The 13,979-nt window shown below is 56.0% G+C and carries 14 protein-coding genes; 3 read left to right on the top strand and 11 right to left on the bottom strand.

All coding sequences use genetic code 11. The features are described from left to right. Positions 1 to 146: 146 nt before the first annotated feature. The 5 genes from V6L79_RS08230 to V6L79_RS08250 all read right to left on the bottom strand — a co-directional run bounded on the left by V6L79_RS08230 (position 147) and on the right by V6L79_RS08250 (position 6,614). Positions 147 to 1,076 (bottom strand): glutamate/aspartate ABC transporter substrate-binding protein, encoded by a 930-nt coding sequence (locus V6L79_RS08230; protein WP_261741126.1) that lies wholly within the window; start codon positions 1,074 to 1,076, stop codon positions 147 to 149. A 384-nt stretch (positions 1,077 to 1,460) separates the two neighbouring features. Continuing rightward, positions 1,461 to 2,999: a glycerol-3-phosphate dehydrogenase gene (gene glpD, locus V6L79_RS08235; RefSeq protein ID WP_338580074.1), complete on the bottom strand. Its 1,539-nt coding sequence runs from the start codon at positions 2,997 to 2,999 to the stop codon at positions 1,461 to 1,463. Between the two features lie 276 nt (positions 3,000 to 3,275). Further along, on the bottom strand, positions 3,276 to 4,031 hold the full coding sequence (locus tag V6L79_RS08240) for a DeoR family transcriptional regulator (protein ID WP_261741128.1): 756 nt from the start codon (positions 4,029 to 4,031) through the stop codon (positions 3,276 to 3,278). Positions 4,032 to 4,167: 136 nt separating this feature from the next. After that, a complete protein-coding gene (glpK, locus tag V6L79_RS08245) occupies positions 4,168 to 5,673 on the bottom strand; it encodes a glycerol kinase GlpK (RefSeq protein WP_261741129.1) in 1,506 nt (501 codons plus the stop codon). A gap of 89 nt (positions 5,674 to 5,762) precedes the next feature. After that, positions 5,763 to 6,614 carry an MIP/aquaporin family protein gene (locus tag V6L79_RS08250; protein WP_261741130.1) on the bottom strand — a complete coding sequence of 284 codons (852 nt, stop codon included), beginning with the start codon at positions 6,612 to 6,614 and terminating at the stop codon, positions 5,763 to 5,765. Positions 6,615 to 6,983: 369 nt separating this feature from the next. On the opposite strand from V6L79_RS08250, the gene ybaK reads away from it, so the two are divergent. Then, positions 6,984 to 7,454, top strand: a complete 471-nt coding sequence (ybaK, locus tag V6L79_RS08255; RefSeq protein ID WP_261741131.1) for a Cys-tRNA(Pro) deacylase — start codon at positions 6,984 to 6,986, stop codon at positions 7,452 to 7,454. 27 nt (positions 7,455 to 7,481) lie between these two features. On the opposite strand, the gene V6L79_RS08260 is transcribed toward ybaK, so the two are convergent. Beyond that, positions 7,482 to 8,591: an ABC transporter ATP-binding protein gene (locus tag V6L79_RS08260; protein ID WP_338580075.1), complete on the bottom strand. Its 1,110-nt coding sequence runs from the start codon at positions 8,589 to 8,591 to the stop codon at positions 7,482 to 7,484. Beyond that, positions 8,588 to 9,508, bottom strand: a complete 921-nt coding sequence (gene argF / locus V6L79_RS08265; RefSeq protein ID WP_321835901.1) for an ornithine carbamoyltransferase — start codon at positions 9,506 to 9,508, stop codon at positions 8,588 to 8,590. Before argF ends, V6L79_RS08260 begins: the two co-directional genes overlap by 4 nt. 433 nt (positions 9,509 to 9,941) lie before the next feature. Between argF and grxD the strand changes: the two genes are divergently transcribed. After that, positions 9,942 to 10,283 (top strand): Grx4 family monothiol glutaredoxin, encoded by a 342-nt coding sequence (gene grxD / locus V6L79_RS08270; RefSeq protein ID WP_016779691.1) that lies wholly within the window; start codon positions 9,942 to 9,944, stop codon positions 10,281 to 10,283. Positions 10,284 to 10,374: 91 nt separating this feature from the next. On the opposite strand, the gene bfr is transcribed toward grxD, so the two are convergent. Continuing rightward, positions 10,375 to 10,845: a bacterioferritin gene (gene bfr / locus V6L79_RS08275; protein ID WP_016779692.1), complete on the bottom strand. Its 471-nt coding sequence runs from the start codon at positions 10,843 to 10,845 to the stop codon at positions 10,375 to 10,377. Between the two features lie 198 nt (positions 10,846 to 11,043). After that, a complete protein-coding gene (locus V6L79_RS08280) occupies positions 11,044 to 11,262 on the bottom strand; it encodes a bacterioferritin-associated ferredoxin (RefSeq protein WP_019823547.1) in 219 nt (72 codons plus the stop codon). A 280-nt stretch (positions 11,263 to 11,542) separates the two neighbouring features. Between V6L79_RS08280 and V6L79_RS08285 the strand changes: the two genes are divergently transcribed. Beyond that, the gene (locus V6L79_RS08285) at positions 11,543 to 12,145 is read left to right on the top strand and encodes a peroxiredoxin (protein WP_003443181.1); all 603 of its coding nucleotides are present in this window, start codon (positions 11,543 to 11,545) and stop codon (positions 12,143 to 12,145) included. Between the two features lie 77 nt (positions 12,146 to 12,222). Here V6L79_RS08285 and rnt read toward each other — a convergent pair whose 3' ends face one another. Both rnt and pyrC read right to left on the bottom strand, forming a co-directional pair. Further along, on the bottom strand, positions 12,223 to 12,897 hold the full coding sequence (gene rnt / locus V6L79_RS08290; protein ID WP_019823542.1) for a ribonuclease T: 675 nt from the start codon (positions 12,895 to 12,897) through the stop codon (positions 12,223 to 12,225). Next, the gene (gene pyrC / locus V6L79_RS08295; protein ID WP_261741134.1) at positions 12,894 to 13,940 is read right to left on the bottom strand and encodes a dihydroorotase; all 1,047 of its coding nucleotides are present in this window, start codon (positions 13,938 to 13,940) and stop codon (positions 12,894 to 12,896) included. Before pyrC ends, rnt begins: the two co-directional genes overlap by 4 nt. Between the last annotated feature and the right edge of the window lie 39 nt (positions 13,941 to 13,979).

Raw genomic sequence — 13,979 nt, forward strand, 5'->3', positions numbered from 1 at the left:
CCTGTCCGACAGGGTCGTCGGGCACGCAGAACCCGCTCGATAACCAGCGGTCCGAGTGTTCTCTAATGCAATAAGAAGCTCAGTACAAAGGTGGTCGACAACTCCGGGCGTGATGGCTCACGCCCGGAAGTGTCAGCAGCCAGAAATCAGGATTTCTTTTCTTCTGCCGGCTTGTCGTCTGCAGCCTTGTCGGTCGGGTTGGCAATCAGCGCCTTGAGCTCGTTGCTCATAGGGAACATCAGGTTCAGGCCTTTAGGTGGAATAGGCGACTGGAACCATTTGGTGTAGGTGTCGTTGATCTTGCCAGACTTGTAGTAGGCAACGATTGCGTCATCCACGGCCTTTTTGAAATCCGGGTCGCCTTTGCGCACCATGCAACCGTAGATTTCGTATGACTGAGGCGTACCTGTAACGGCCCAGTCAGTTGGCTTCTTGGCCTTGGCCATTTCACCGGCCAGCAGGGCGTCGTCCATCATGAAGGCTACGGCGCGGCCCGACTCAAGCATGTTGAAAGCTTCGCCGTGGTCTTTTGCCGAGATCACGTTCATGCCCATCTGCTTGTCGGCGTTCATCGCCTTGAGGATGCGCTCGGAGGTAGTACCCGCGGTAGTTACGACGTTTTTGCCTTTCAGGTCAGCAAAGTCCTTGTAAGGCGAGTCCTTTTTGGACAGCAGACGTGTACCGATTTCGAAGATGCCAACCGAGAAGTCGACCTGTTGCTGGCGTTCAACGTTGTTGGTGGTGGAACCACACTCAACGTCAACGGTGCCGTTTTGCACCAGCGGGATACGGGTCTGGGAAGTGACCAGGTTGTACTTGACCTTGAGATCGGGCATGTCGAGCTGCTTTTTCAGCCCTTCGACAATGGCCAGTTGAACATCGTGGGAGTAGCCAACCGGCTTGCCGGTAGCGTCCGCGATGTAGGAAAACGGAATGGAGGAGTCACGATGCCCGAGGGTGATAGTGCCGGATTCTTTGATTTTCTTCAGTGTGCCGGTCAATTCGGCTGCAAAAACTGGAGTGCTAATCAGAGCTGCAGCAATTGCTGCGCCCAAAAGTTGCGGAACGATGCGCATCGTTGTTTTCCTCGACATTGTTTTTTTTATTAAACCCGTTCGTGGGCTCTTTTGTACTTCAAATGTCTTAACAGGCGAGACGCACTGTTTCAGCATTCGGTCTAGAGTGTAGAGCATGAGTCGTGCCAGACATTGTGTTTATGTCTAACATGCTGATTTATAAGGGTTTTTAGTTTGTTTTCGAAGGGGCATAAACACAGCGGTGCCCGGAAAGCCGAATCCGGCAGGCTTAGGGTGTTCGGAAAACCGAATGAAAGGCGGGGCGAACTGCTGGCGATTCGGGCGCTCAAGTTTTTTACAGTCGAGGTTGTAGGCGCGAGCAAGTCGAGTCTTCGCCCCGCCGCCCCCACAAGTGATGTGAAACCTGTGGGGCGGGTAAGGTGCTTAAGCTGCTTCTATTTTGCGGTGCCTCAGGCCCAGGTTGGTCATGTATTGCGCCAGATGGGCCTGCTCTTCAGCGGTGGTGAACAGCCCCAGTTTGGTCCGGCGCCACAGAATATCCTGTGTTTCCAGTGCCCATTCCTGACTGCACAGGTAGTCAACTTCACGGCTATAGAGGCCGCTGCCAATGTGCTCGCCCATGTCACTCAGGCCTTGCACGCCGTCCAGCAAGCGCCATGAGCGGCTGCCGTAGGTGATTGCCCAGCGTTTGGCAATCGCGGCATCCAGCCAGCTGTGCTGGCTGACCAGGGCTGCGCTCAAGGCTTTTGGCGTAGTCATGTCTTCGCCGCCGGGCAGCGTCGCGCTGGCTGTCCAGCTTGGCTTGATCCGGGGGAAGTACGGGGTCAACTGGGCCATGGCCGATTCGGCCAGCTTGCGGTATGTGGTGAGTTTGCCACCAAACACCGACAGCAGCGGTGCCTCGCCTGGCGCGCCAGACAGGGCAAGAGTGTAATCGCGTGTCACTGCGGAAGGGTTGTCGGACTCGTCATTACACAACGGACGCACACCGGAGTACGTGCGCAGGATATCGGCGCGGCTTACTTGCTGCTTGAAGTGGGCGTTGACCACATTGAGCAAGTAATCGGTCTCTTCTTCGGTGATGCTAACCTTGGCCGGATCACCGGTGTATTCACGGTCGGTTGTGCCGATGATGGTGAACTGGTCCATGTACGGAATGGTGAACACAATTCGCTGATCTTCGTTTTGCAGAATGAACGCGTTAGGGGCGTCATACAGCTTCGGCACGATCAGGTGACTGCCTTGAATCAGGCGGATGCCGTAAGGCGAATCCAGCTTGAGGTCGTCCTTGATGAATTTGGCTACCCAAGGGCCGGCGGCATTGACCAGTGCTTTGCTGCGAATCGAAAACAGGCTGCCGTCTGCGCGCTCCAGGTTTAGTTCCCACAGCCCTTTGTTACGGCGCGCACCTACACAACGAGTCTGGGTGTGAACATGGGCGCCTTTTTCCCGTGCGGCCATGGCGTTGAGTACTACCAAGCGTGCGTCATCTACCCAGCAGTCAGAATATTCAAAGCCCTTGGTGATTTCTGCCTTTAATGGGCTGTCAGCACCGAACTTGAGACTGGTTGAGCCAGCGAGTTTTTCGCGTTTGCCCAGGTGGTCATACAGGAACAGCCCGGCGCGGATCATCCACGCCGGGCGCAGGTGCGGGCGATGCGGCAATACAAAACGCATGGGTTTGACGATGTGCGGGGCTTTCGCCAGCAGCACTTCACGTTCAGCCAGGGCTTCGCGCACCAAGCGGAACTCATAGTGTTCAAGGTAGCGCAGGCCGCCGTGGATCAGCTTGCTGCTGGCGGACGAGGTATGGCTGGCCAGATCGTCCTTTTCGCAAAGGAACACCGACAGGCCGCGACCGGCTGCGTCTGCCGCAATCCCGACGCCATTGATTCCGCCGCCAATAACGGCAACGTCGTAAACCTCAGCGAGGGGAGTGGCAGGCAAGGTGGTCAGGGGCATGTGTTGGCCTCGCGTTCTTTACGCATATTTGAATTCGAACATTAATGTTCATTTGCGAAAATATTAGCGGATAAGGGCGAGCACATCCAGCACCATTCGATTGAAAAAACTCATCGGGTGGGGCTAAAAGGAATAATTTCGAACATTTCGGAGTGGAAGTGTTGATTCTATGGGAGCGGGCTTGCTCGCGATGGAGTCACCTCGTAGTGACAGGCGCACCGCGTTGCCTGTATCGCGAGCAAGTCCGCTCCCACAAAAAACCTGACCAGCCCTGGTTTAAACCACTTCCAGGCGAATCTTGTTCTGGGCCAACAACTGCGCAAGCTCGGGCACCGGCGGCTGGTCAGTGACCAGGCAATCAATCAGGGTGATCGGGCCGAGGCGCACCATCGCATTGCGGCCGAATTTGCTGGAGTCGGCTGCGAGAATCACTTGTCGAGCATTGGCGATAATAGCCTGGGATACGCGGACTTCCTGATAGTCGAAGTCCAGCAGGCTGCCGTCTGAGTCGATACCGCTGATACCCACCAGTGCGAAGTCGAACTTGAACTGGTTGATAAAGTCGACGCTGGCCTGACCCACGATACCGCCATCGCGGCGTACGTTGCCGCCGGCAATCAGCACTTCAAAGTCATCCTTGGCACTCAGGATCGAGGCCACGTGCAGGTTGTTGGTGATGATTTTCAGATGGTTGTGGTTGAGCAGCGCCCGGGCAATCGACTCGGTGGTGGTACCGATGTTGATGAAAATCGAGGCGTGATCAGGGATTTGGGCGGCGATGGCCTCGCCAATACGGCGTTTTTCATCGCGCATTTGGTCGGCGCGCATGGCGTAGGCCGTGTTTTCGACACTGGAATCATAGGCAGCCCCACCGTGGTAGCGGCGCAACAGATCGGCTTCCGCCAACTGATTGATGTCACGGCGAATGGTCTGCGGTGTAACGACGAACAACTGAGCCATTTCCTCGATGCTGACATAGCCGCGCTCGCGAACGAGTTCGAGGATCTGCTGCTGGCGTGGAGGCAGATTCATGGAGTTTCCTTTGGGCGGCGAAGCAAAATTCGCCCATGATGCCGCAGGAAAGCGCCGTCTGCTACTTGCAGGTGCCATCAAGCCCATAAGCAGCTGCGCGCGCCAGTGGCGCCCGCAGCTGTCATTACCCTGGGCCTTAGTTGCTTTCTTCGTGGGGTTCCCAGTCGCGGGTGCGGCTCACGGCTTTTTTCCAGCCTGCATAAAGCTTCTCTTTGCTGGCTTCGTCCAGTGCGGGTTCGAATTCGCGCTCGATCACGGCCTTGCCGCGCAATTCGTCCAAACTGCCCCAGAAACCGCAGGCCAAACCGGCCAGGTACGCAGCACCCAGCGCCGTGGTTTCGCGCATTTGCGGGCGCTCAACCCGGGTGCCGAGAATATCGGCCTGAAATTGCATCAGGAAGTTGTTGGCTACGGCTCCACCGTCTACGCGCAGGGCTTTGAGGCGTTCGCCCGAATCCTGCTGCATGGCGTCCAGTACGTCGCGTGTCTGGTAGGCAATCGACTCCAGTGCTGCACGAATGATGTGATCTACGCGTACGCCTCGAGTCAGGCCGAACAATGCGCCACGGGCATACGGGTCCCAGTAAGGGGCGCCGAGGCCGGTGAATGCGGGTACCAGATACACGCCGTTACTGTCTTTGACCTTGCCCGCGAAATATTCGGTGTCGTGAGCGTCGTTGATGATCTTCAGTTCGTCGCGCAGCCATTGCACGGTGGAACCGCCGTTGAATACGGCGCCTTCCAGGGCGTAGGCAACTTCGCCGCGTGGGCCGCAGGCGATGGTGGTCAGCATGCCGTGGCTCGATTTGACGGCTTTGGAACCGGTGTTCATCAGCAGGAAGCAGCCGGTGCCGTAGGTGTTTTTGGCCTGGCCCGGCTCGACACACATTTGGCCAAACAACGCAGCTTGCTGGTCGCCTGCAATACCGGCAATAGCGATACCGCTTTTGGTGCGGCCGTAGATCTCTGAAGACGACTTCACTTCAGGCAACATTTCGCGGGGGATATCCAGCACCTCCAGCATCTTGGTATCCCACTCCAGGGTGTGGATGTTGAAGAGCATGGTGCGCGATGCGTTGGTGTAATCGGTAACGTGGGTTTTGCCGCCGGTAAATTTCCAGATCAGCCAGCTGTCGACGGTGCCGAACAGCAACTCGCCATTGCGCGCACGTTCGCGGCTGCCTTCGACGTTGTCGAGGATCCACTTGAGCTTGGTGCCGGAGAAGTACGGGTCGGTGACCAGGCCTGTGGTGTCGCTGATGTACTGCTCGTGCCCGTCGCGTTTGAGTTGTTCGCAAATTTCGGTGCTGCGGCGGCACTGCCAGACGATGGCGTTGTAGATCGGGCGACCGCTGACCTTGTCCCATACCACGGTGGTTTCGCGCTGGTTGGTGATGCCGATAGCGGCAACCTGGTCATGGTGCAGACCGGCTTGAGCCAAGGCTTCGACCATCACGGCGCTTTGGGTTGCGAAAATCTCCATCGGGTCGTGTTCAACCCAGCCCGGTTGCGGGTAGTGCTGTTGAAACTCGCGTTGCGCCGTACACACCACGTTGGCGTCACGATCAAAGATGATCGCTCGCGAACTGGTGGTGCCTTGGTCAAGCGCGATGATGTAGTTCTTATTCTGAATGTCGGTCATGTGAAGTTGCCTTGCAGAATGAGGGAGGTTGCGGGCGCGAGACAGGTAATGGGCAGTAGGTCTCGTGCGCCCCGTTTCATAAGTCGGTATCAGGAAGCCTGGGTTTTCACTTGAGTTGCGGCTTGGGTGTCTGCGGCCACCGGTGTTGCCTCAGGCAAATGGCGGGCTATCAGCCCGCGATAAATGGCTGCACCCAGGCAAGCACCCACAATCGGCGCAAAGATTGGAATCAGGAAATAAGGAATATCGCGTCCGCCAGTGAACGAAATTTCACCCCAGCCGGCAAAGAAAGTCATCAGCTTAGGCCCGAAATCACGAGCAGGGTTCATCGCAAAGCCGGTTAGCGGTCCCATCGAACTGCCAATGACGGCAATCAGCAAGCCGATCAGCAGCGGTGCCAATGCGCCACGCGGCAAGCCGTTCTTGTCGTCGGTCAGGGCCATGATCACGCCCATAAGGATAGCGGTGATCACCATTTCGACGAGGAAGGCTTGCAGGGTGGTAAGCGCGGGATGCGGGTAGGTCGAGAATACCGAGGCCAGCTCCAGGCTTGCCTGGCTACCGCGGACCATTTGATGGGTTTGTTCGTAATCGAAGAAAAGGTTGCTATAGAGCGTGTAAACCAACGCAGCGGCGCAGAAGGCCCCCGCGACTTGCGCAAGGATGTAGAAGGGTAGTTTGCGCTTTTCAAAGTCGGTGAACAGGCACAGCGCAATGCTGACCGCCGGGTTCAGGTGTGCGCCGGAAACGCCTGCTGTCAGGTAAATCGCCATGCTGACGCCAATGCCCCAGATGATGCTGATTTCCCATAAGCCAAAACTGGCGCCCGCGACCTTGAGGGCTGCGACACAACCGGTGCCAAAGAAAATTAAAAGTGCGGTACCGAGAAACTCGGCCATGCATTGGCCTGAAAGCGTAGGGTGCTGCGATGCAGTCGACATGTGAAACCTCGTTATTGTTGTTTTTTGACGTCGTCAATCAGGGTGGTAGTGCGTCTTGGTCCGGGCCGGGAGTTGCGCATGTCTGATTTTCACGGCCAGGCAAAGTCGTTCGAGTATATTCAGATTCGAAAAAATATAGACAAGAAACGCTGCTGTCAAAGGTCGAAAGTGAACGGGTATTCACATTCTGACTCGGGACCAGTTCTTTGGTATTGGTTTTTGTGTAATCAAACACTACAAATTGGTAGGCCTTGATGTAGCGTTTCAGCTAAAAACACAGCGCTAACCCTCGGCCTAGCGCCTTTTTGCAGGCCAATAGCCTAAAATTGGCGATCGGTTATCTCTTCCTTATTCAAGACTGGAGCTGCTATGACGCCTGCATTGGATCTGCTGAAAAAAGTTCGCGCCGAACATCGGGTACACAGCTACGAGCACGACCCAAAGGCTGCGTCCTATGGGTTGGAAGCCGCAGAGAAGCTTGGCCTGGAGCCTGCCCAAGTGTTCAAGACGTTGTTGGCCAGCAGTGAAAAGGGTGAGTTGTTAGTCGCCGTTGTACCGGTCGTCGGAAGTCTTGATTTAAAAGCACTGGCACATGCTGCGGGAGTAAAGAAAGTCGAGATGGCGGACCCGGCGGCGGCTCAGCGTTCCACAGGGTATTTGTTGGGCGGGATCAGTCCGTTGGGGCAGAAGAAACGCCTGCGTACCTTTATTGATAAAAGCGCTGAAGGGTTTTCGACTATTTTTGTCAGCGCCGGACGACGCGGGCTGGAAGTTGAACTGGCGCCTGCGGTGCTGGCAGAGCACACGCAGGCGAAGTTTGCAGGGGTAGGGCGGGCTTAAGCATTCCCACAGGTAATGTGAGCGTTTTTAGTGAGCTGTACTGAAGCGCCTGACGCCGGTTTCAGAGTGAGGGATTTGTGCTGCAATGCTGCCGCTGGTTTGAAACATCACCAGATGTTCAGCCGCAACGCGAATACCCACTTCGGCGCCGGGTAAATGGTCGGCGTGGCTCGGAAAGATCGACTCGAGCTGGCAGCCTGTCGGCAGTTGCAGGCGATACAAGGTGGAAGCACCCAGGAATGTCTTGCCGATAATCCGGGCTTTTAAATCGCTGTCGGGCGCGTAAACGATATCGTCCGGGCGCAGCAATACATCAACCGCGGCACCGGTTGGCCAGGTATAAGCCCGATTACCGCGTAAAACCCCCAGCTCGGTCTGTACCGACTCAGGGCTCAGCAACTGCCCTCGAATGAAGTATCCCTGACCGATAAAGCTCGCTACAAACGGTGTCTGCGGCTCGTGGTAGAGGTTGTAGGGCGTATCCCACTGCTCAAGACGACCTTCCTTGAAGACGCCTACGTGGTCGCTGACAGCGAAGGCTTCTTCCTGGTCGTGTGTCACCAAAATCGCACTGGTACCGCGAGCTTTCAGGATGTCGCGCACTTCATGGCTCAGTTTGCGTCGCAACTCGCCATCAAGGTTGGAAAAGGGTTCATCCAGCAACAGTAATTGCGGCTCGGGTGCCAATGCGCGGGCAAGGGCAACACGCTGTTGCTGACCACCGGAAAGTTCGTGGGGGAAACGTTTACCGAGGTTTTTGAGATTGACCAGTTCAAGCAGCTCTTCGGTCACTCGGTCTTTGTTCGGGTGTTTGCGAATCCCGAACGCAATGTTGTCGGCCACGCTCAGGTGCGGAAAGAGGGCGTAGTCCTGAAACACCATGCCGATACGACGTTTCTCGGGTGCCAGGGTAAAGCCGGCACTGGAGATAACTTCACCTGCCAAACGGATCTCACCCTGATGCACCGGCTCAAAACCGGCGATCGCCCGCAGAGTGGTGGTTTTTCCGCAGCCCGAAGAGCCCAGCAAGCAGCCAATATCTCCGGCGTTGAGGTGCAGGTTGAGATTTTTTACAACGCTCTGGCCCTGATAACCACAGGCCAGATCGCTTAGGTTGAGCAATAACGGTTGACTCATGCGGGTTGGTACGCCGGTTGGACAAGGAATTCGAGCAGCGCTTTTTGCGCGTGCAGACGGTTTTCGGCTTGATCCCATGCCACGGAGCGCGGGTCGTCCAGCAGGTCGAGGCTGATTTCTTCGCCGCGGTGAGCCGGCAGGCAGTGCATGAAAAGCACGTCGTCGGCAGCAAGGTCGAGCAGGGCGCAGTTGACCTGATACGGGGCGAACAGCTCCAGACGTTTGGCGGTTTCTTCCTCCTGGCCCATTGAGGTCCACACATCGGTGCTTACCAGGTGGGCACCCATTACTGCATCACGCGGGTCGCGTACGATGGTCACGCGATCACCGGCTTGCGCTACGAATTCGGGGTTGGGCTCATAGCCTTCCGGGCAGGCAACCCGCAACTGGAAGTCGAACTGGATGGCCGCTTCTATATAGCTGTTGCACATGTTGTTGCCGTCGCCGATCCAGGCCACGGTTTTACCCTTGATCGATCCACGATGTTCCTGGAACGTCTGCATGTCGGCCAGCAACTGGCACGGGTGCAAGTCGTCTGACAGACCGTTGATTACCGGTACGCGGGAATTGGCCGCGAACTCGGTCAGGGTGCTGTGGGCAAAGGTACGGATCATGACGGCGTCGAGCATGCGCGACATTACGATGGCGCAGTCGCCAATCGGCTCGCCACGGCCAAGTTGGGTGTCGCGTGGCGACAGAAAAATTGCCTGGCCACCCAGCTGGATCATGCCGGCTTCGAATGACAGGCGGGTGCGGGTCGATGATTTCTCGAAAATCATGCCCAGTACGCGACCTTTCAGGGGTTCGAAGAGAACGCCGCGTTGACGCAGGTCCTTCAGCTCGATACCGCGACGAATCACGCTGACTAGCTCTTCGGGCGTGCAATCCATCAGGGAGAGAAAGTGCCTTGCGCTCATCATTAACTACCTTTTTTTGCAACGACCGCAGATGCTCAAAGCCGGGGTTTTCGGAAAAACGGGCGAGACCTGCGGCGAAAGCCGCACGGGGCGACGAAATAGGGGAAGGCGCGATCTTATAAGGAAATGTCGCGTCTTGCCAATAAGGGTCACGTTTATAGAGGTTTGAGCGAGTCTTGCGCTGCATGAGCACGCGGCCGGAACCACGATCAAGTGGTTTGCCTCACCTCAGCTGCTCATTTGTACACTGCCCTGACGTTGCTTGGCAATTGTGCGGGTTTTGTTACCGTTACGTTATCGGCAGCGACTACAGGTTTTTGCATAGGCAGGGCCGACGATTGTCTGTCGGGGAGGCCGAGCGTGATGCTTGGCTTTCCGTTACAATGCGCCACCGTGCCGACAACTGAGTCGGAAAGTTCAGCCGAGGTGCTCCATGGATATCATCGAAACTATTAAAGACCAGATTGCCAACAACACCATTCTGCTCTACATGAAAGGCTCCCCGAATGCCCCGCAGTGCGGCTTTTCGGCTAAAGCTGCTCAAGCAGTCATGGGCTGTGGCGAGAAGTTCGCTTACGTGGACATTCTCCAGAACCCGGAAATTCGCGCCAATCTGCCGAAATACGCAAACTGGCCAACCTTCCCACAGCTGTGGGTCGGTGGTGAGTTGGTTGGCGGTAGCGACATCATGGCTGAAATGGCCGCCGATGGTTCCTTGCAAGCTTTGATTAAAGAAGCTGTAGAGAAAGCGGCTGCAAACAAGACTGAAGCCTGATCTCAGTCGCGTCGTTACAGTTGTTATGTAGTGCGCATAAAAAAGCCCCGCCTCTGTGATAAACAGGGCGGGGCTTTTTAGTGGGTGTTAGTTACTCACCCATTTGCGATTGCAGGTAATTCTCAATGCCAACTTTATCGATCAGGCCCAACTGAGTTTCCAGCCAGTCGATATGTTCTTCTTCAGACTCGAGAATATCTTCGAGCATTTCGCGGCTGCCAAAGTCTCCGACAACTTCGCAATGGGCGATAGCTGCTTTGAGGTCGGCGTGGCCGGTCTTCTCAATGCGCAGGTCGCACTCCAGCATTTCCTTGGTGTGCTCGCCGATGTGCAGCTTGCCCAGGTCCTGAACGTTTGGCAGGCCTTCAAGGAACAGAATGCGCTTGATCAGCTTGTCCGCATGTTTCATCTCGTCGATGGATTCGTGGTACTCGTGCGCACCCAACTTCTCCAGGCCCCAATCCTGATACATGCGTGCATGCAGGAAGTATTGATTGATTGCGACCAGTTCGTTGCCGAGAATTTTATTGAGGTGCTGAATAACTGAAATGTCGCCTTTCATGGCTGGGGCCTGCCTTATTTAACTGTATATAAGGCAGAGTTTGATCCGCAGGTTGCTGACTGTCAAACCTAAGTATTTGAATAATAAATGAAAATTAATCGGAATAAGAATGTTTGTGTTCCGCGTCTTGAGGCTAACCACTTGAATTTCGGGCATAAAAAAACCGAACGCTAAGTCCGGTTCTTTGGAATCTATTAATTAAGCGGCTGAAAATTCTGCCGGGAAACTCATTACGGCCTGGCTGGTTTGCAGCGAAGCCAGGGTTTCTCGAACCACTTGCTTGGCCAGGCAGGCACATTTACCGCATTGGCTGGCGACACCTGTTGCTTCGCGCACTTCACGGTAGCTGCAGCAACCGTCGTAGATTGCGTCGCGAATTTTTCCATCGGTCACGCCAGTGCAAAGGCAAACGTACATAAATAAGAACCATCACTGGTTGGGATTCAATGACAGGATCTTAATGTTAACGAGAATGATTGTCAAAGTACCTTGGGCCTCAATTGATGCCCGCCAGCGTCGTGCTGACGAACGGTCTTGAAGGGGCTGCTGCTCGATGTTGAAAAAGGGTTGAGGCCCGTCCAGACGCGGCGGTGTATGATGGACGGTCATTTTTACGCAGGAACTGGTCAAAAGACTGCTGTTACAGGGCCGTCATGACCAGATTCTGTTCTTCACGCAGCACACCAGGAGATATCCAATGAGCGTACTCGTAGGCAAACAAGCCCCTGACTTCACCGTCGCCGCCGTACTTGGCAATGGCGAAATCGTTGACAGCTTCTCGCTGTCCACTGCCATCAAAGGCAAATATGGCCTGGTGTTCTTCTACCCGCTGGACTTCACTTTCGTTTGCCCGTCCGAGCTGATTGCTCTGGATCACCGCATTCCTGAGTTCCAGGCGCGTAACGTTGAAGTGGTTGCTGTGTCCATCGACTCCCATTTCACTCACAACGCATGGCGCAACACCCCAGTGAACAATGGCGGCATCGGCCAGGTGAAATACACCATGGCTGCCGACATCAATCACGCTATCTGCAAGGCCTATGACGTTGAAACCGAAGGCGGCGTTGCACTGCGCGGCGCGTTCCTGATCGACGACAAGGGCGTTGTACGCTCCCAGATCGTTAACGACCTGCCACTGGGTCGTAACATGGACGAGCTGCTGCGTCTGGTTGACGCTCTGCAATTCCACGAAGAGCACGGCGAAGTTTGCCCTGCCAACTGGAAGAAAGGCGACAAAGGCATGACCGCATCGACTGCTGGTGTTGCAGCGTACCTGACCGAGAATGCTGACCAGTTGTAAGGGTCAGTTTGAGGCATAAAAAAACCGGACCCAGTGTCCGGTTTTTTTATGGGGCGTGGTAAGCCTCAGCGACAGGATCAGTCGTTGAAGTCTTTCCAGCCGCCCATTTGTTTCCAGCGGTTGACGATGCCACAGAACAGTTCAGCGGTTTTCTCGGTGTCATAACGAGCCGAGTGCGCTTCGCGTCCATCAAAATCGATGTCGGCGGTCTGACAGGCTTTGGCCAGTACCGTTTGGCCATAGGCCAGACCCGCGAGGGTCGCGGTGTCAAAACTCGAGAATGGGTGAAACGGATTGCGTTTCATGTCCAGACGCGCGACAGCGGCGTTGAGGAAGCCCAGGTCGAAGCTGCTGTTATGGCCCACCAGGATGGCGCGTTTGCAGCCATTGGCTTTCAGAGCCTTGCGTACGCCACGGAAGATATCGGTCAGGGCTGTTTCTTCACTAACGGCCATGCGCAGCGGATGATCGAGCTTGATCCCGGTAAATTCCAGAGCAGCGGCTTCGATGTTGGCGCCTTCAAACGGCTCTACACGGTGGAAATAGGTGTGTTCCGGGAACACAAAGCCTCTTTCGTCCATGCCGATCGTTACAGCGGCGATTTCCAGCAAGGCATCGGTGGCGCTGTTGAAACCACCGGTTTCAACATCGATTACGACCGGTAGATAGCCGCGAAAACGCTCGGCCATCGGGTGGCGTGATCCGCCGCCATGGCCGCCTTCGTGTTCGTCATCATAATGGTCGTCACTCACAGCTGTTCCTCCAGCAGGCGCCAGCGCAGTTTTTCACCGGCGCGCAGCGGGATTACGGTCAGCGCGCCGAAAGGCAGGCTGGTAGGGGCGGTCCACTCCTGGCGAACCAGGGTGATTTGTTCGGTGCTGGCAGGCAATCCGTAGAAGCGCGGGCCATTCAGGCTGGCAAAGGCTTCCAGTTTGTCCAGCGCATTACGCTGTTCAAAGGCTTCTGCGTACATCTCAATGGCCGCATAGGCGGTGTAGCAACCGGCGCAACCGCACGCAGCTTCTTTGGCGTGCTGGGCATGTGGCGCCGAGTCGGTGCCCAGGAAGAACTTCTCGCTGCCGCTGGTGGCCGCATCCAGCAGGGCTTCCTGGTGGGTGTTGCGCTTGAGGATCGGCAAGCAATAGAAGTGCGGGCGAATACCGCCAACCAGCATGTGATTGCGGTTGTAGAGCAGGTGATGAGCAGTAATGGTTGCGCCAACGTTGGCTGAAGCCTCGTTGACGAACTGCACTGCTTCTGCAGTGGTGATGTGCTCAAACACGACTTTAAGCGTCGGGAAGCGATCTACAACGCGGCGCATATGCTCGTCGATGAAGATTTTTTCGCGGTCAAAGACGTCCACGCCAGCGCGCGTGACTTCACCGTGGATCAGTAAAGGCATGCCAACTTCAGCCATGACTTCAAGAACCGGGAAGATCGCGTCGATGCTGGTCACGCCAGAGTCGGAGTTGGTCGTTGCCCCAGCCGGATACAGCTTGGCGGCATGGACGAATCCACTGGCCTTGGCCGTACGAATATCTTCCGGCTGTGTTCGATCGGTGAGGTACAGCACCATCAGCGGCTCGAAACGGCTACCGGCCGGGCGAGCAGCCAAAATGCGCTGGCGGTAGGCATCGGCTTCGGCAGCGTTACGCACCGGAGGTACCAGGTTGGGCATGATGATGGCGCGGCCAAAAGTGCGCGCAACATCCGCGACAGTGTGAGGCAACACAGCACCATCGCGAAGATGTATATGCCAGTCGTCGGGACGCAGCAGGGTCAGGCGGTCAGACATTGGGGATTCCAGGCGGGTCAAACTGATGTGAATGCTACC

The sequence above is a fragment of the Pseudomonas sp. ML2-2023-6 genome (assembly GCF_037055265.1).
Lineage (GTDB): Bacteria > Pseudomonadota > Gammaproteobacteria > Pseudomonadales > Pseudomonadaceae > Aquipseudomonas > Aquipseudomonas kulmbachensis.